This window comes from Marinobacter sp. UBA2688, assembly GCF_002352785.1.
Lineage (GTDB): Bacteria > Pseudomonadota > Gammaproteobacteria > Pseudomonadales > Oleiphilaceae > Marinobacter > Marinobacter salarius.
Window position 1 is genome coordinate 423,242 of the sequence record NZ_DELU01000026.1, and the last position, 17,226, is coordinate 440,467.

General features: G+C 57.0%; 14 protein-coding genes. 5 read left to right on the forward strand and 9 right to left on the reverse strand.

What is annotated here, in order from left to right:
• Window positions 1–35 precede the first annotated feature (35 nt).
• From B3M52_RS17385 to B3M52_RS17420, 8 genes are all read right to left on the reverse strand, one after another.
• Complete coding sequence (locus B3M52_RS17385; protein ID WP_075195487.1) at window positions 36–959, reverse strand: catechol 2,3-dioxygenase; 924 nt, start codon at window positions 957–959, stop codon at window positions 36–38.
• Window positions 960–964: 5 nt separating this feature from the next.
• Window positions 965–1,300: a 2Fe-2S iron-sulfur cluster-binding protein gene (locus B3M52_RS17390; RefSeq protein WP_041333564.1), complete on the reverse strand. Its 336-nt coding sequence runs from the start codon at window positions 1,298–1,300 to the stop codon at window positions 965–967.
• A 13-nt stretch (window positions 1,301–1,313) separates the two neighbouring features.
• Complete coding sequence (locus B3M52_RS17395; RefSeq protein ID WP_041333561.1) at window positions 1,314–2,375, reverse strand: NADH:ubiquinone reductase (Na(+)-transporting) subunit F; 1,062 nt, start codon at window positions 2,373–2,375, stop codon at window positions 1,314–1,316.
• Window positions 2,376–2,385: 10 nt separating this feature from the next.
• Window positions 2,386–2,745 carry a phenol hydroxylase subunit P4 gene (locus tag B3M52_RS17400; protein ID WP_041336570.1) on the reverse strand — a complete coding sequence of 120 codons (360 nt, stop codon included), beginning with the start codon at window positions 2,743–2,745 and terminating at the stop codon, window positions 2,386–2,388.
• 67 nt (window positions 2,746–2,812) lie between these two features.
• Window positions 2,813–4,360 (reverse strand): aromatic/alkene/methane monooxygenase hydroxylase/oxygenase subunit alpha, encoded by a 1,548-nt coding sequence (locus tag B3M52_RS17405; protein WP_075195488.1) that lies wholly within the window; start codon window positions 4,358–4,360, stop codon window positions 2,813–2,815.
• Between the two features lie 14 nt (window positions 4,361–4,374).
• Entirely contained in the window at window positions 4,375–4,644 is a 270-nt protein-coding gene (locus B3M52_RS17410; RefSeq protein WP_041333559.1) for an MmoB/DmpM family protein, read from the reverse strand.
• Window positions 4,641–5,642, reverse strand: a complete 1,002-nt coding sequence (locus tag B3M52_RS17415; RefSeq protein ID WP_041333558.1) for an aromatic/alkene monooxygenase hydroxylase subunit beta — start codon at window positions 5,640–5,642, stop codon at window positions 4,641–4,643. Before B3M52_RS17415 ends, B3M52_RS17410 begins: the two co-directional genes overlap by 4 nt.
• Before the next feature lie 48 nt (window positions 5,643–5,690).
• Window positions 5,691–5,942 carry a phenol hydroxylase subunit gene (locus B3M52_RS17420; protein ID WP_041333555.1) on the reverse strand — a complete coding sequence of 84 codons (252 nt, stop codon included), beginning with the start codon at window positions 5,940–5,942 and terminating at the stop codon, window positions 5,691–5,693.
• A gap of 381 nt (window positions 5,943–6,323) precedes the next feature.
• On the opposite strand from B3M52_RS17420, the gene B3M52_RS17425 reads away from it, so the two are divergent.
• From B3M52_RS17425 to B3M52_RS17445, 5 genes are all read left to right on the forward strand, one after another.
• The gene (locus B3M52_RS17425; RefSeq protein WP_075195489.1) at window positions 6,324–8,030 is read left to right on the forward strand and encodes a sigma-54-dependent Fis family transcriptional regulator; all 1,707 of its coding nucleotides are present in this window, start codon (window positions 6,324–6,326) and stop codon (window positions 8,028–8,030) included.
• A 258-nt stretch (window positions 8,031–8,288) separates the two neighbouring features.
• Window positions 8,289–9,278 (forward strand): WD40/YVTN/BNR-like repeat-containing protein, encoded by a 990-nt coding sequence (locus tag B3M52_RS17430; RefSeq protein ID WP_041333553.1) that lies wholly within the window; start codon window positions 8,289–8,291, stop codon window positions 9,276–9,278.
• 11 nt (window positions 9,279–9,289) lie between these two features.
• Window positions 9,290–11,755, forward strand: coding sequence for an efflux RND transporter permease subunit (locus B3M52_RS17435; RefSeq protein ID WP_075195490.1), 2,466 nt, complete (start codon window positions 9,290–9,292; stop codon window positions 11,753–11,755).
• A gap of 43 nt (window positions 11,756–11,798) precedes the next feature.
• Window positions 11,799–13,700 (forward strand): DUF1302 family protein, encoded by a 1,902-nt coding sequence (locus B3M52_RS17440; protein WP_075195491.1) that lies wholly within the window; start codon window positions 11,799–11,801, stop codon window positions 13,698–13,700.
• Window positions 13,701–13,715: 15 nt separating this feature from the next.
• Entirely contained in the window at window positions 13,716–15,044 is a 1,329-nt protein-coding gene (locus B3M52_RS17445) for a DUF1329 domain-containing protein (protein WP_007152875.1), read from the forward strand.
• A gap of 47 nt (window positions 15,045–15,091) precedes the next feature.
• Here the strand turns inward: B3M52_RS17445 and B3M52_RS17450 are convergent, their stop codons facing one another.
• Window positions 15,092–17,167, reverse strand: coding sequence for a tetratricopeptide repeat protein (locus B3M52_RS17450; RefSeq protein ID WP_127402338.1), 2,076 nt, complete (start codon window positions 17,165–17,167; stop codon window positions 15,092–15,094).
• Window positions 17,168–17,226 lie beyond the last annotated feature (59 nt).

Sequence of the window (17,226 nt, forward strand, 5' to 3'; positions counted from 1 at the left end):
TCCTGTTAAATTAGCCCTGTTGAGTCGGATATCAATCAGGTCAGAACCGTCAGGAACCGTTCGTTCAGTACCCGGTCGTGGTAGAAGATGGCCTTACCCAACTGCTCGGCCTGCCAAGTCACCGGTTTGTGATCCGGGTAGATGTAGTCACCACCACAGAACACCTCATTACGGTTACCGGACGGGTCGAAGAAGTAGATAGTCTTGCCGTGGGTCAGGCCGTGACGAGTCGGGCCGATATCGATGGAGGTATCAGTCATGGAGATCAGGTCCGCGGCGCGCAGTACGTCTTCCCAAGTCTCCAGGAAGAAAGAGGCGTGGTGGAACTTGCCCTTCTCCTCGTGGTGAATGAAGGCAATGTCGTGCTCCTTCATGGACACGGTCAGGAACTGGGCAATACGAGTGCCGTCGCCATCCAGAACCTGCTCTGCGAGATGGAACCCGAGCACGTTCACGAAGATGTCGTACACCGCCGCCAGTTCAGGCCCGTAAAACAGACAGTGATCAAACCGAACGGCCTTCATACCGTCCAGGCCACGGGGCCATGCTTCAGGGTTAACGTTATTGATGCCCCATTTGCCGGTGTAGAGCTTGTCGGCATAGAGTTCGAAGGCGTGACCGGAAGGCACGGTAAAACGAACCCGGCGGCCACAGTCTTTCAGATCACCTTCGGGAACCTGCTCAACATCAACGCCGAAGTCCACCAGGTCTTTCTCCAATTGAACCAGAGCGGCTTCGTCCACAACCTTAAAGCCCATAAAGTCACAGCCAGGCTCGTCCGCCTCGCGAAGTACCACGGAAAACTTGTCCACTTCGGTCCAGGCTTTGAGATACACACGGCCCTGGTCGTCGCGGTCGGTTTCGATAAGACCCATCAGGTCCGTGTAGTGTTTGACGGCTTCATCCATATCGAGAACACGGATCTGGACGTGGCCGGGACGCATTACACCTTTTTTCATGACAGTTACCTCAACGCTGTTGTTTTTGTCTGCTTGCTTGCGAGACCGGGCTGCGATGGCGGCCGGCACTCGATGGTCAAATCAGTCAGGGGATACACCCGGCAGGCCAGGACCTCCCTTTTTTTCAGGGCTTCCGGCGGAACATGGACCTTGCTCATCTTTCCGCACTCGAACTCTCCTGCCAGAACCTGGATCTTGCAGTAGCCACAGCCACCGCCCCGGCAGCCCACGGGCACGCACTTCATGCCCCGTTGTTCCATGGCCTTGAGCACACTCTGGCCTGCCTCGCACTCAAAGGACTTGCCGCTGCACTGCTCGGTAATCCGATAGACCTGAGCCATGCTTCACCTCCGGTCAGATCTTCTTGAACAGGGCCGAGCGCTGGGTTTCTTCCGCGCCGTCTGCCGCTGTCAGGAACTTCTCCATGAAGATGTCCCGCTCAAACAACCGGCCCTGCATCAATGCGGTAATCGCGGCATCGATCATCGGCGGCGGCCCGCACAGATAGGCCTTGTGCTCGGCAAAACGACCACCGAAGTGTTCCCTGGCCGCATCGTGTACATAGCCCCTGAATCCAGACCACTCACCGTCTTCGTCCGCCTGGCTCAGCGCCGGTACGTAGGTGAAGTTGTCGTTGTCCCGGGCCAGGCCTTCGAACAGCTCGCGGTTGTAGAGCTCGGCAAGGTTACGGGCGCCCTGGAACAGGGTGATCTGGCGGTCGTCGCCCTGCTCCAGCAGGTCAATGATCATGGATTGCGGGCTGGAGAGACCGGAGCCGCCGGCAATGAAAATCAGGTTGCCGGGCTGCGAACTGCGCACGAAGAACTGGCCGTATGGACCTGACAGATGCAGTTGCTCACCCACGTTCAGTTGCTGGTGAATGTAGGTGGTTGCGGCACCCCCCTCGACCAGTCGCACATGAAGCTCTACCTCACCCGCCTTGCTCGGCGGATTGGCCAGGGAGAACGCCCTCGCGCCATCCACACCGGGCAGTTCGATATTGATGTACTGGCCGGCCTGGAAGGTCATCTGGCGGTCCAGCTTCAGATGGATGCCCTTGATGGTTGGAGACAACTCGACGATGTCTGTGACGGTTGCGGTGTAGTCCTCCACCGGATAGCCCTCGAAGTCTTCGTCGACATCGATATCCGCCTCGATGGTGACGTCGCTTTCAACTGTGGCACAGCAGGCCAGCACCTTGCCTTCGTCCCGTTCCACATCCATCAGGGCAAACGGCGAGGCATCGCCGATTTCAACATCGCCCTCGATGACCTGGACCTTGCAGGTGGCACAGGTGCCATGGCCGCAGGCAAAAGGCAGCCAGACACCCTGGCGCAGGGCGGCGGCAAGGATGGTCTGGCCATCCTCGACCTCGATCTGCTCACCAATGGGTTCGATAGTAACGGTGTGACTCATAGCGCTACCCTCAGAATCCGGCGCCGGCAAGGCCGTTAAGGCCCGGCGTGGTTACCGTCAGCATGCTCTTGTGATCGATGCCGTTGTCTATAAGGCTGGCATCTGCATCCGGCGTAAACGGTTCATCATTCAGCAGCCACTGCGCCGCCAGGAAGTCAGCGTTCGCTGCATCCGGATGGGATGCCGTGGCCGGTTTCAGGATCTCTTCAACCATGGCTCCGAAGGTCATGTCCGGTTGCACCAGCAGGGCAAACGGAGCACAGAACATCAGATGATTCGGCCAGAGCACATACAGCAACTGCATGCCGTTGAAGTTCTCGACCTTATCCCGTGGTTCAAACTTGTAGTCGTATAAAGCGTTAACACTCATGGTGGTCACCTTGTTGTTTTTTGCGGGCGAATCACCCGGCGTCAGATGACACCGGGTAATCTCCGTATCAGGCCGCGTCCTGCTTGGACCCTTCAGCCTTGTCATCAGACGACTTGCCCTTGATGGACAACCAGCGTTTGTGGTCCGGCGAGCCGACATACTCGAAATTGTCCTCGCCAATATTGATGTGGTAGTACTTCTGAACCACCGTCTCGACGTCGCCGCCTTCACAGTTGCCCTGGTAGATCTGGTGTACCGGCAACCACGCCTGAACGTACTTCTCCGGCTCGTGCTTGAAGATGTCGCAGCAGGCTTCCGAGCAGAAGTGGTAACGCTCACCTTCGTAGTTCATCTGGCGGTGGCTGAGCTTGGTGGGCTCGCCCATCTCGGTAAACAGCGTCGGCACCTGGCATACCTGGCACAGTTGCGGCAGGGTGTTGTTGTAGAAGCGGCGGCCTTCAGCATGCTCTTTGGCCCAATGCTCGTAGCGCGGGCGGTAGTACTTGTCGAAAGTCTCCGGGTACTTCTCGGACATCCAGTCCATTTCTTCCTTGCCGGGAATCCAGGTATGGAAGTTGGTGGCCTGACTGTACTGGTAGAACGTGCCCCATAGCTGATGGCTGATGTGGTGCTTGGCATCGTTGGCCACATCCTGATATTTGGGCGGGCGGATGCCGTAGCGCTCAAGGTCTTTGAACAGGGCGCCGCCGTTTTGCTCGTAATACACTTCCCAGGCTTCCGACCAGGACATGACCTTGTTCGGCAGCATGTAGTCCATCATCATGCTGACCAGGCTCAGCAGGCGGAAACCGCGCCAGAACCATTTGTCGATCCAGCGCTGGACGATGGGCACGTTGTCCTCGTGCTGCTCGAGGATGAACTTGATCACCTCAAGACCCAGGGTCATGTGCCGCGCTTCGTCGGACTGCGCCGAGAAACCGAAGGTGACGGTGGCCATGTCGCCGTTGTAGGCAGCGCCGGACATGAACGGCACGAACAAAAGGTTAGTCAGCACATACTCGAAGGAGAACGAGATCGCGGTCAGGAACTCGAACGGACCGGCCGAACGGGCATCATCGAAGAACGACTTGGGCACCGACAGGAACCACACCCGGTCGTGCATGTAAGCCGCATCGTGCAGGCCATTAAAATGCTTGTTGTAATGGCTCATCGCATGCTGCTGGGTCTGGGAGTGGCGCAGCTCATCAATCGCCTGCATCTGACAGGCAACACGCGCCCCGGCCCCACTGAACTGGCGACCCACTTTGGCGTAGCCCTGGAAAGCCGCGTGTTCCAGGGGCGACACACCGGTCAGGAACAGTTTCAGCGCATTCACATAACGGGCGTCCGAGATGTTCTGGTGGCCGTTGTTCTGGGCAAAGGCATCGAAAATGGCGTACAGCTTTTTCTCTTTTTCAGCCTGGTACTTCCAGTAGGCGTCCATGGTCAGACGGAACGGATCTTCCCATTGGGACCAATCGGTAATCTTGATACCTTCAAAGTCCTCGTCCGGGAAAATGTCCTTCTTCTTTTGATAGGTTGGTTCCCAGGCCATGTCCCGGGTCAGGTACTGGTACTTGTCCTTGAGATTCAGCTTCTTGTTTTTAACAGCCATGATAAGTCTCCCAATTAGGTCCACTGAAGAATGAAGTGGTCGTCGTCTTCGTCGACATTGCCGCCGATACTGATCACGTCGATGAGCATTTCCTGAACATCCCATTCGCGACCGAGCTTCTCTTCCATCGTTTCCCGGTTGATCACCAGGCGCTTCTCGGCCTGGATCCGGATCATTGCCGGCTGGTGCTGAACTTCCGCTTCCGGATTGTCTTCGGCGATGGCTTCCACCAGGTAGCGGGCGTTGTCGTTGTCCTGAAAGGCAATAAATACGAGCTGGCTCATGCGGATACTCCCTGGCTCTGCAGCTGGAATTTCTTGAGACGGGTGGAGAGTTGAGCCCGGGTTTCATCCAGGGCCTCAATGCCGGTGCTGGCCTCGGCCAGGGGCTTGAGTGCGCTGTACACCTGAGGTTCCCACTGATCGATCCAGGCCTGGAGCTGTTCGCGGTTGGCATCGCTTTCCGCTGCCACAACCTTGATCATGGCGTTGGTCCAGCGCAGGGATTCCTTGTACCAGTCCCGCATGAATTCGGTGAGCATGGAAACATCTTCGGCATCCTGCTCGCCCAGCCACTGGTCCATCCTCTCGTACACCAGGGGAAACAGCAGGCCATCCACCAGCACGTTCTGGACCAGCGTCAACTCGAACCAGTCATCCACCACCAGGGTGTCTTCCACCAGCTTGCGCATTGGCTGCCACAGCTCGTCATCCATCCAGTAGCACTTGGATTCGTCCAGTGCTGCACCGGTACTGCCATCCAGCATCAGGGCAATTCGAGACAGGTACTGGCCAATGCCCAGGCGATCCATGGCGGTATATATGTGCATCTGCGAGACCGTCGTGGCGTTAACATCGCCCGCGATCTTGCTGTTGTTCATGTTGGCACCCAGCTCCACGTGGCGCAGAGGCACCAGCAACCTCAGGATCTGCTTCTGAGTGGCTTCGGGAAGTCGGGTCAGCAGATTGCGCTTTTCGCAGAACCCGAAGCTGGTCTCCGCGGCCTCCTGCATCTTGGCCCGGTTACCAACATAGGCGCCGTAGTAGAACTGGCGGGGATCGGTGACGGCGTACCAGTCTTCCATGCGGATCGACGTGCGTGTGGGGTCGTTCAGCGTGTGCTTTGAATCCCACAGCGGGCGGTAGTGAAAGTTGGTTTTGGCTTCCAGGTCATAGCTGGCTTCCTGGTAGCGGGAGGCCGGCTTGTCGCCGAAGCGACGGGCGATGTGCCCGTATGTCTGGCGGATGGGTTCCACCGAATTGGTTTTGATCTCAATGCTCATATCAACTTACCGTTTGTTGTTTTGAGTGGATGATCGATTTGGTGACGTTCAGCGGTGACCCTTCTCGCCGAAGCGCCACTTGACCATGTCCGCATCAATCTCGCGGATCATGTCGGAATCCATGTGAACGACATTGTTGTGCTTGCAGAAGATTTCGAACGCTTCGCGGGGAAGGACAAGCTCAACAAACAGTTCGGGATGTCCGATGGCAAAATCGAACTCTACGAATCTGTCCTCTGGCCCACTTCGGACCCGGATGTAGCGGGTCAGCTCGTCGAAGCTTTTTGCATGCTCAGTCATCGTTGACACCCTTGTGTTTGTTATGGGTTGCCACAGCTGGAGCAACCGCTGTGCCAAGCATCGAAACCTGCCGTCAATAAAAACCCAGACTTCTGTTTTAAAAGGCTTTATATAGAAAGGCGGGCGCTGATACAGAGTGGATTATCGAAGGGTGAGATCAGGAAGCCAGACGAATTTTTCATCATTTGATCAACATGAAATCGTGATCTGAGCAAATGCTCAGATCAGCAGCCAACCGTGACTTTCGCCTGAAATTTCATCATTTGATTGATTTGTGACAAGGATAGGGTGTTATATGAAAAAGGCGGCGTTCGGCTGCCTTCGCGCTGGACGACCTTTCCAGGACGCGACCCCATACAATTACAAACGGGGCTCCTGAGTATGGCTATTACCTACAAACCACAATTGCAGTATGTGGATTTTCAGGATCTTACGGAGCAGATCCGGTTCCAGAGCACGGAAGGCAAAATCTGGTTTGGCGAGCAACGCATGCTACTGATGCAAGTCAGTGCCATGGCCGCCTTTCGTCGCGAAATGGTGAATACCATGGGTATTGAGCGCGCGAAGGGCTTTCTCCTGCGCCTGGGATACCAGTCCGGACTGAAAGACGCCGAACTGGCCCGGAAGCTTCGCCCGCACTGCAGTGAACTCGACATCTTTCTCGCTGGCCCCCAACTGCATTCACTCAAGGGCATGGTCAAAGTCGTTCCCATGGAGATCGACATTGATCACGACTCCGGCAGCTTCTATGGCGAGCTGGAATGGGTTGATTCGTTTGAAGTGGATATCTGCCAGACAGAACTTGGGCAGATGGATGAACCGGTCTGCTGGTCACTGCTTGGATACGCCTGCGCCTACACCTCCTCGTTTATGGGCCGGGAAATCATCTTTCGCGAGGTCAGCTGCCGTGGCTGTGGTGACGAAAAATGCATGATCGTGGGCAAGCCTGCCGAGGAATGGGAGGACGCCGCCGAATTTGCCCAATACTTCAAGGCAGACACCATCATGGAAGAACTGTATGACCTCCAGAGCCAAGTCAGTTCTTTACGCAGCAGCCTCGAAAAGCAGGAGGGGCAGTATTACGGCATAGGCCAGTCCGCCTCCTACAACAAGGTCTGCAAGATGATCGACAAGGCCGCTCTGGGTAAAGTGTCGGTCTTATTGCTAGGCGAAACCGGCGTAGGCAAGGAAGTGATTGCCCGCAGCGTTCACCTTCGCAGTGAACGAGCCGAACAACCCTTTATCGCGGTCAATTGCGCCGCTATTCCCCCGGACCTGATCGAAGCGGAACTGTTTGGCGTGGAAAAAGGCGCCTACACCGGTGCCAACCAGTCCCGGCCGGGCCGGTTTGAACGAGCCAACACCGGCACCATTTTTCTCGACGAGGTGGTTGAGCTCACGCCCCGGGCTCAGGCCACACTGCTGAGGGTGCTGCAGGAAGGGGAGTTGGAGCGCGTGGGTGACAACCGCACACGGGCGGTCGATGTCCGGGTTATTGCGGCTACCAACGAAAGCCTTGAAAAAGCCGTGGAAGAGGGCCGTTTCCGCTCTGATCTGTTTTATCGCCTCAATGTCTTCCCCGTGAAAATTCCGCCGCTCAGGGAACGGCTGGAAGACCTGCCGCTGCTGGCCGAACATTTCCTCAATAAATTCCACTCTGAGTATAACAAGCGCACGCTCGGGCTCTCCGACAAGGCCCTTGAACTCTGCCTGCACTACCATTGGCCGGGAAATATCCGGGAGCTTGAAAACGTTATCGAGCGTGGCGTCATCCTGACCGACAACAATGAGTCCATCAGCCGCGAATCCCTGTTTGCAGGTGTTCCCGAGCCGCAACCTAGCCAGCCCCAGGGTATTGTCGACAGCCACGGACAACTTGTTGAAAAGACATCTGAAACGTCCAGGGGCGACTGGGCCAGCCAGATACTGGGCAATGGCATCGGCCTGGACGATGTCGAGGAAACGCTGATGCGGCGTGCCATGGAAGAGGCCAACCAGAACGTTTCCGGCGCAGCGCGTATCCTTGGTCTGAGCCGCCCCGCTCTCGCCTACCGGCTCAAGAAATCCGGCATTCTCGCCGAAAGCTGAACCACAACCGTCGCGCCATGACAGGGATGTCCACGGTTCGTTTTCTGGTTTGACGATATCAACAAACGCCCCACCCGTTTCATCATTTGATAAATCTCAATCCTATTAACTGCCCCACCAAACTTCCCTAAAGCTCTCTAAAACCGTCACCTTCACCATTAAATACAGACAGTTAACAGCGCGAAAACGTGCATGGCACACGCGTTGCTAAATCACCGTCAGTCGCGTTATCCACAAAAACAAAGACGGTGACATAAAATGCGAAATGCCCCCCTGCGCAAATGGCGCACTACCGGCGCAGCCGTATCGCTGGTCGGATTGTTTTCGGTTCTGTTAACGGGTTGCGAAGCGCCCCTGGATCTTGACGCGGTTCGAGATCAGTCGGGACAGGCCGTTAAACGGACCGATTTCTATCAAGCCATTGCTCGCAATGACGAGGTTATCGTGCTGACTGGCAACAACGGTGTTGTGTTGGTCAGCTCAGACAACGGAGAAAGCTGGAAACGGCAGACGCCAACGTCGGAAAGCTTCCTTGCGTTGGACGTATGCCCGGACAACAGCTTTATTGCGCTGACGTTCAACAACGAAATCTGGCATGGCGATACCAGCGGAGATAACTGGACGGCGCATTCCCTGCCCAGCCAGGAACAGATGATGACCGCCGCTTGCGCTCCGGACGGCAACTGGTGGGCAGCAGGTGCTTTCACCACTATTCAGGGCAGCGCTGACCAGGGTGAGACCTGGACTGAGACTTCACTCAACGAAGACGCCATCCTCAACAACCTCCAGTTCATCGATGCCGACCATGCTTTCATAACCGGTGAGTATGGCCTGGTACTCAAAACCACGGACGGCGGAGAGAACTGGGACTATGCCGGCTACCTTCCGGATGAGTTTTACGCCCATTCCAGCTATTTCCGTTCAGACAATGAAGGTTGGGTTGGCGGCCTGAACGGTTTCATCTACCACACCGCCGACGGCGGAGAGAACTGGGAGAAATCCCCCACCGGCATCAACGCCCCGATATTCGGTTTCGTTGCCGGCCCTTCAGGGTTATACGCCCTGGCGGATAACGCCACCGTATTGCAGCAGACGGGGCGATCCTGGCAGAAGATCTCCGCGTCCGACCAACCCCTGTATTTGCGTACCGGCCTGATTCTCCCCGACCACCGACTACTCGCCGCTGGTGGCCGTGGCCTGCTGCTGAACCTTGAAACTCCCGTGGCCCACTCGGCCAGCACTGACTGAGGAACTCCGCCATGCCTGGACTGCATCGATTCACCCATCTCCTGCATTCGCTGGAGCTATGGATCTTCAACAACCCGCGCAAGGTATTGAGCGTGATCGCCATCCTCACGCTGGCGTTCGCCCTGCGTATCCCCGGGCTGAAAATCTACACCGACTTCGCCGACCTGCTGCCGCAGCAACATCCCTATATCGAACTGCACAACAGCATCAAGGACAGCTTTGGCGGCGCCAACGTTCTTACGGTGGGTGTCGAATTCGAAGATGGCGACATTTTTACCAACGAGAATCTCGCCAAGATCGACCGAATCACCCAGGCCGTGGACAACCTGCCCGGGGTTAACCACAACCTTGTGTCCAGCGTGACTCACCGGAATTCCCGCAAAATCTGGCTTACGGAAGTCGGCAGCATCAACTCGGAACCCTACTACGACTCCACCTCCGGCGAGTACTCACGGGAAGCACTGGCTGCCATGAAAGCCGATGTGGCGGCCAACCCACGGGTGTACGGCCCCCTTGTGTCTCCAGATATGAAAATGGCCCTGGTCAAGGCGCAACTGATTGAAGGCAAGCTGGATTACGAAAAGACGTTTGCACAGTTACAACAGCTGCGTGAAGCGGAGGAAAGCGCGGGAGTCAGGATCTACGCCACGGGACAGCCAGTCCTGGTGGGGTGGGCCTACACGTACATGGAGCAGATCCTCCAGATCTTTATTTTCACCGTAATCACCATGCTGGCCTTACTCGTTTTCCATTTCCGCAAGGCCTACGGTGTGCTGATCCCCCTGGGCGGCGTTTTGGTCTCCACGATCTGGGGGCTTGGGATCATCAGCCTGCTCGGTTACAACCTGGATCCGCTCGGGCTGGTGATCCCCTTTTTGATTGCAGCCAGGGCGATGAGCCATGGCGTACAGCTCGTTGAACGCTACTATGCGGAAACCCGCGAACTGGGTAGTGGCCCCAAAGCCGCAAAAGCGACCTTTGACAGTCTTTTCCGCCCTGGTTCCCTGGGTGTTGTGTCGGATGCTATTGGCCTGTCGCTCATTGCCATCGGGTCCATTCCGTTGAATACCCATCTGGGCATCTATGCTTCCCTTTGGGCGATCACTGTTGTGTTCACGGTGCTGATCGGCGTGCCACTTCTGTTATCCATTCTGCCAACGCCCAAAGACCCGAACCTGCGCGAAACCGCCCTGCGCCATATCGGCGCCAGTTGCTCACGCACGGTTGCACGGCCAGGCGCGGCGAAAGTGGTGCTGAGTGTCGCGGCACTGGCGATGGCCGCAGGACTATTAGCGGCGTCCAACGTGCAGATTGGCGACTCGGAGCCAGGCTCTCCCATCCTGTATCCCGACCACGACTACAACGTTTCTTCCCGCGTGGTGAATGAGCGCTTCCCGGGCTCCGAGGAGCTCTACATCGTGGCGGAAACCGAAGAGAAAGGGGGCCTGAAACGTCCGGAGGTACTGGCTGCCCTTTCTGATCTGCAATCCCACATGCTGAAGGACCCGGAAGTGGGCGGCAGCAAAGGCCTGCCCGACCTCGTTAAGCAAGTTAACCGCCTGATGCACAACGACGACCCCCGTTGGTACCAGATTCCTCACGATGCGGGCTATGTCGGCGGGCTGATGTTTACCTACATGGCCTCCAGCCCGATTCCCGGGGCCCTTGATGAATTCAACGACACCGACGACCGCGTTGCCAACTTGGTGTTCTATTACAAGGACCGCCAGGGCGAGACCATCCGCCGTGCCATTCACATGGCCAAGGAATGGATCGCGGAGAACGGTGACAGCGTTGAGGGCCTGACCATCAAACTCGCGGGGGGAACCCTTGGTGTTGCCGCCGCAATGAACGAATCAGCCTTCGAGACCAATGTCATTGTTCTGCCACTGGTTTTCCTGCTGATCTTTGCCTTTGTCATGCTGTTCTACACCTCATTACACGCCGGGCTGATGATGCTGTTGGCGATGATTTTCGCAACCACTCTCACCTACGCCTATATGGGCTTTAATGCGCTCAATATCGACATCAATACCGTGCCGGTGATTGCCGTGGGTATCGGCGTCGGCATCGATTATTCCATCTACATGATGGACCGGATACGGGAAGAAATGGCCCGACTTGGCAACCTGAGGGACGCCGTCAGGCGAGCCATATCCACCACCGGCATGGCCATCAGTTTCACCGCGCTGACGTTGATGGCGGGCATCATCATGTGGGTCATTTTCTCAGACCTCCGATTCCAGTCTGATGCAGCATTGCTGCTGTGCGTCATGATCGTGATCAACGGCATCGCGGCCATGCTTCTGGTGCCTTCCTGGGTACTGGTCTTCAAGCCTCGCTTTGTTACCGATGTTTACGCCGACGAAGACGGCATTCTCCATGCTGATCGTCATCCACCAACACCATCTCCATCGTCCGGTTCCCCACGGGAACAAGAGGATGGGTTCGTGCCGGGAGAGCCGTACCGGGCCTGAGCCCGGTAGGACACTCCACTAAAACCTGTAACGAGGACATGCCATGCAAACAACAATAAAAGGCCTGAGGCTCTGGTGCTATACCCTTGCGGGAAGTGCCGGCCTGGCGCTGTTACCAATCAACTCCGCCGTCGCCCAGGAAGATACCCGGGTAAACGGCTTCTACGAGAATGCAACCTACGGCCGGGATGGCGTAGGGCTTTCAAAATTCCGCAACACACTACAGCTGGAAGCAGAGAAACGGGCTGGAGATGTCGGCATTTTCAGTAATGTCTCCGTCAACGCCACGCTCCGTGGTAGCTATGACGGTGTTTACGACCTTAATGATGACGAATACGGCCGCAATGCCGGTGGACCGGTCCGCCTGGAAAACCGGGCAGCGGGACCCAACGCCACCGTGCCCCACGGTGGCGGCCTGAAGCTGCCGAACTCCTTCAGTGAAGCGAACAACCCCAACGAAGGCATGATCGTGTTGGGTGAAAACCTGCATGATACCGACGGCGGTGTAGCCTTCGGCGTGCCGGTTCGCCCCTGTGACGAGGACGAACGAGGGTGTATCGACGGTTATTTGGACAAAGACACCAACGACATGCGATTCCAGGAGTTCAACGACCGCGCCGATTTCATCCGCGAACTCTACGTGGATTTCGATTACAACTTCTCGAACGGTAATATCCTCAGCACCCGATTGGGCAAGCAGCAAGTCATCTGGGGACGTACCGACCTTTTTCGGGTGTTGGATGTGATCAACCCGGTGGATTACTCCCGCAACAATATCTACGACGAACTGGAAGACATCCGGATTCCCATGTGGATACTCCGGACCGACTACCGCATGGGGCCAACCGAGGTGTTCGATGGCCTCGCCTTCGACGACCTTAATTTCCAGCTGGTATGGAACTTCGACAAGTTCCGCCCGCACGATATCGGCCAGTGCGGTCAGCCCAACGTTATTCTCGATGCCGGCTGCTTCTTCCGCGGCATGAACAGCCTCTGGGAAAATGGTGGCACAGTGGCCAACTTCGCAGGCGGCGAAGCGGCAACGGATTTCGGCCCCGGCCAGATCGGTATCCGCGAAGCGCACATGCCAAGCTGGAGCCTGGCGAATACCCAGGTCGGCCTCAAGATGGAAGGCGTTTATGGTGATCTGGGCTTCTCGCTCAACGCCCTGACCTATCGCTCCCAACTGCCCTCTCTTCGGGGCGGTATTCCCGCACAAAACGGCTTTACCGGTGAAACCGGTATATGGCCAAGCCTGATTGCCTTCGATATCCACTTCCCGAGGGTCAACCTGTTCGGTGGCTCCCTGGATTATTACGCCCAGAGTGTTGATACCGTCCTCAGGCTTGAAGCGGCCTATACCACCGGCGAGGAATTCGCCAATACGCTGGAGGAAGATCTCTACTCCGAGAGCGACGTGGTTCGCTACGTGGTCGGCGCTGACAAGAACATCTTCATTCCCCTCCTGAACGAACACCAGGCATTCCTGTTCTCCGGCCAGGTATTCGGTCAGCACATCCTGGATCACGAGCGCGAGCAGCGTCGGTTTGGTGAAGCCGGTATTCCCGACTGGAAAGAAAACTGGACAGGCACCCTGCTGATCAAAGGCTTCTACATGAATGGCCGCCTCAGCCCGCAGATCATCACCGCACATGATTTCCGAGCCGGGGCAACCGCGATCGCGCCGTCTGTTGAGTGGCTGGTCAGTGACAACTTCCGTGTCACGGCCGGTGCAAACATCAAGGTGGGTACCGGCGCGCGCAAATTCGATGACTGCCGTAGCTGCAACCCCTGGGATCCGTTCACCGCCACCTATCCGGGGCAACCGGCCGGGGAGTCTGCCGGCCTGGGTGGATACGAGCCGCTGGGCCGCTTCCAATCTGGCCCCATTGGAATGGCTCAGGAAGAAGACGAGCTTCAACTGACCATGCGTTACAGCTTCTGATATAGAGGAAACATCATGAAACGAGCATTCCGAAAATCCGTGTTTAATGGCCTGGTGATCGGTCTTACGGCGGGCGCCTTCTCCGCTGGCGCCTTTGCCAGTGACAAGGTCATCAACGAATCGTTCCATCCATACAAGGATCAAATGCCAAGCCACGAAGGGCTTAGCGCCGGCATGACCATCGACGAATCCAACGTGGCACAGTTCAAGGACGTGATCGATCCGGCCTTCTATACCTTCATCGAGAACGGCTGGACATCCATTGCCGTGGGAAAGACCACGTCCTTCGACCTGCACCCTGCCTATGTGGACGCAACCCGCAACGCCCTGGGTGAGGTTTCCCTGGGTGAGCAGGTCGGGGAAATTAACGGCTGGAAAGCCGGTCGCCCGTTCCCGCAGGAGCCGGATGCGGATGACCCCCGCGCCGGCGAAAAACTGGCCTGGAACTACAAGTACGGCTACAACTGGGGCGACAGTGCCGCCATCATGCCGTTCTACTGGAAGTACCGGGACATGGAATCAGCCAAGGTGGAGCGGACCATCAAATTCAACTTCCACTTCCTGAATTACAAGGGCCGAGTGATACAGGAACCCACCCCGGAAATCACGCCCAACCCGTCTGACCTGTTCCGCGCCATCTATGTACAGGTACTCGACCCAGCGGACGTCCGCAATACGCAACTTCTGATTCACCGGGCCGCCGACGACCTCAAACGTGATAACTCCTGGCTCTATTTGGGCTTCCAGCGCCGCGTGCGCCGCCTGGCCACAGGCCAGGTTACCGATGCCTTTCTCGGTTCGGACCTGATGATCGAAGACTTCGAGGGCTACAACGGCCGCATTTCCGACATGGACTGGACCTATAAGGGCACCCGTTACATGCTGATGCCGTTCTACAACCACAACGAGCTGAAGCTGGACGAAGAAACCCACAGCGACAGCAATGGTTACCAGGTGGTGGCTTTCAGTGGCAAGGGCGGCTGTTTCCCGGACATCACCTGGCAGCTCAGAAAGGTGTACGAAGTGGAGGCGAAACCGGTGGATGAAAGCCATCCGCTGTCGAAACGTATCCACTACATGGACGCCCAGACGTTCACCATTCCCCGCACCGTCGCCTATGACCGTAAGGGCAGCCTGTGGAAAACCTTCACCATCGGACAGGCCCATCCAGACCACCACCTGCCCAAGAACGAGGGTACCGGTGTATCCATTGACGACAGCTTCAGCATGATCGACGTGCAGGCCAGCCACTGCACCACCGGCCAGTTCAAGGGCCAGGTCGACCCCGAGCTGTCCCCCCCCAATATGTTCAACGTGCAGCATCTCCGCGCAACCGGCAGTTAAGGCTGGTGTACCCCTTGGGCCCGTATTATCGGGCCCTTTTTTATTCATTAAAGATGGCTCATCAGCGCCCGGATGCGACGATTGTCGGGGAACCGGCCCAGCAAAGACGCGATCACCTCACGGGCCTTATCCTTCTGGCCCAGCTGATACAGTGCCACCGCGTAGCGGTAGCCGAACAACCATTGCTCCGGGGCAAGCTCAGCGGCCTGCTCCAGATTTTCCAGGGCTGCTGGGTAGTCCTTCAGCTTCAGGTTTATCAAGCCACGCAGGTGAACCAGCTGCGCCTCACCCGGCGATGCCTCCAGCGTTGAGTCAATCAACTGGATCGCTTCACGGTTACGACCTCCAGAGCGGAGAACATCCGTTAGCTGAATGGCTGCCGGGACATAACCACGGTCTTTCTCCAGGGCACGGTCTAACGTCTTTTCGGCCTTGTAGATCATGTCGTTCGCCAATAGGTAGCGGGCCTTCAGGACAAGGCCCGAGGGAAGGTCTGACTGAACATCCAGGAAGCGCTCGTATTCGTTCCGGGCATTTTTCCAGGCCCCTGAATCCAGGGTTTGACCCAGCCTCACCAGCGTTTCGAAGGCTGCGATGCGTACCGCAAGGGATGGATCATTAAGGCCGACTACCGCCAATTTCAGGGCCTGATCTTCGGCCCCATGGCGCAGCACTCTGTAGGCACTCTCACGAATCACCGCATGTTTGCTCCGGAGCAGTTCCGCGACAAGTGATGGTTTGTTCCGGGCCAGCGCTTCACCCCATCGCTCCAACAGCGTAGCCCGGCGTAGTGCCGGTTTGTCAGAGTCTGTGAGGTAAGCCGTCACCTCTGCTATGTCCTGCTGCTGAACGTGATACCAGGTATCAGTCTCATAGAGTTCCGGGAACCAGCCACCCACTGTGGCTACTGACCAGTCGCGCTCCTTGTCAGAGTGGCACGCCAGGCACACATCCGGGCTACCACTAGCTTTCGAGACATCCGGCCGCGGCACCATGAAGCTGTGTTCACGGCGGTCATCAATCTTCATGAAGGTGGTTTCTGGCATGTGGCAGTTCACACACAGGGCCCCGCCGCTGTCTTCAGGATGATGGTGATGCTCCGGCGTATCAAAATCGCCGGCATCGTGGCACTGCGCGCAGACGGCGTTTCCCTCTGCTTTAAGTTCCCCGCTGTGGGGGTTGTGACAGTCGCTGCATACCACGCCGGCCTGAAACATTCTGCTTTGCTCAAAGGAGCCCAGCACAAACACTTCTTCCCGCACCCGGCCATCGGAATAATACAGCGGCTGCTCTGGCCGGCTCAGGCTATACTGGTCATGGACCTGGCCGCCCTTAGTGTCGGCCAGACTGGTCCTTAACGAGTGGCAACGCCCGCAGGTAGTCACCTGCGCATCACTGGATGATTTTCCCGTGTGTCGTGGCGGGCGGCCACCTTCACTGACCAGCCAGGCTCCCATCGCCGCCAGATCGACGCCGGCGCCGAGGGACCTGTCCTGGTGCTTGGCTTCGGCGTGTGCCTGTGCCGTTTCATGACAGGCAGTGCAGCTCACTGCAACGTGATCCCAGGTGGTATTGTAAGTATCGCTTTGCGTATCGTAGTTGCGCTCTAGCCCAGTGGAGTGGCAATCCGCGCACTGGTTGTTCCAGCTCTGGTAGATGCCGGTCCAGTGCATGGCATCTCCGGGATGGTTTTCACCCGCTTGATCCAGCCTGAACCAGCGCTGACCACCTTCGGGCTCGTCCCGGGAATCCCAGGCAATATTTAACGCCTGGAGCCTGCCATTACCGATATCGATCAGATACTGTTGTAACGGATAAACACCGAAGGTATATCGCACCGTCCATTGCTTTGTTTTCCTGCCTTCAGTGGTATGGATAACGTAGGTATTTTCAGTGCGGCTGAACCGGACCTCAAGATCGTCGTCGCTGTAGGTCGCCCCGGAGAAATCGCCTGATACAGAACCTGGGCTGGCAGGCGCCATCGCCGCCGCATGTTGCGACTCACTCCATTGTTCCACTTCATCTGCATGACAACCGGCGCAATCTGCCGGTTTAGCGACAACACCTGCGCTTGTTAATACCAGACAAAAGAACACCGACAAACACCGGTCAGGGTTAATCATATCGTTCAATCTCGCGTCGTGAACGTCGGGTATTTACCAGATGCTTAACTGATTATCGC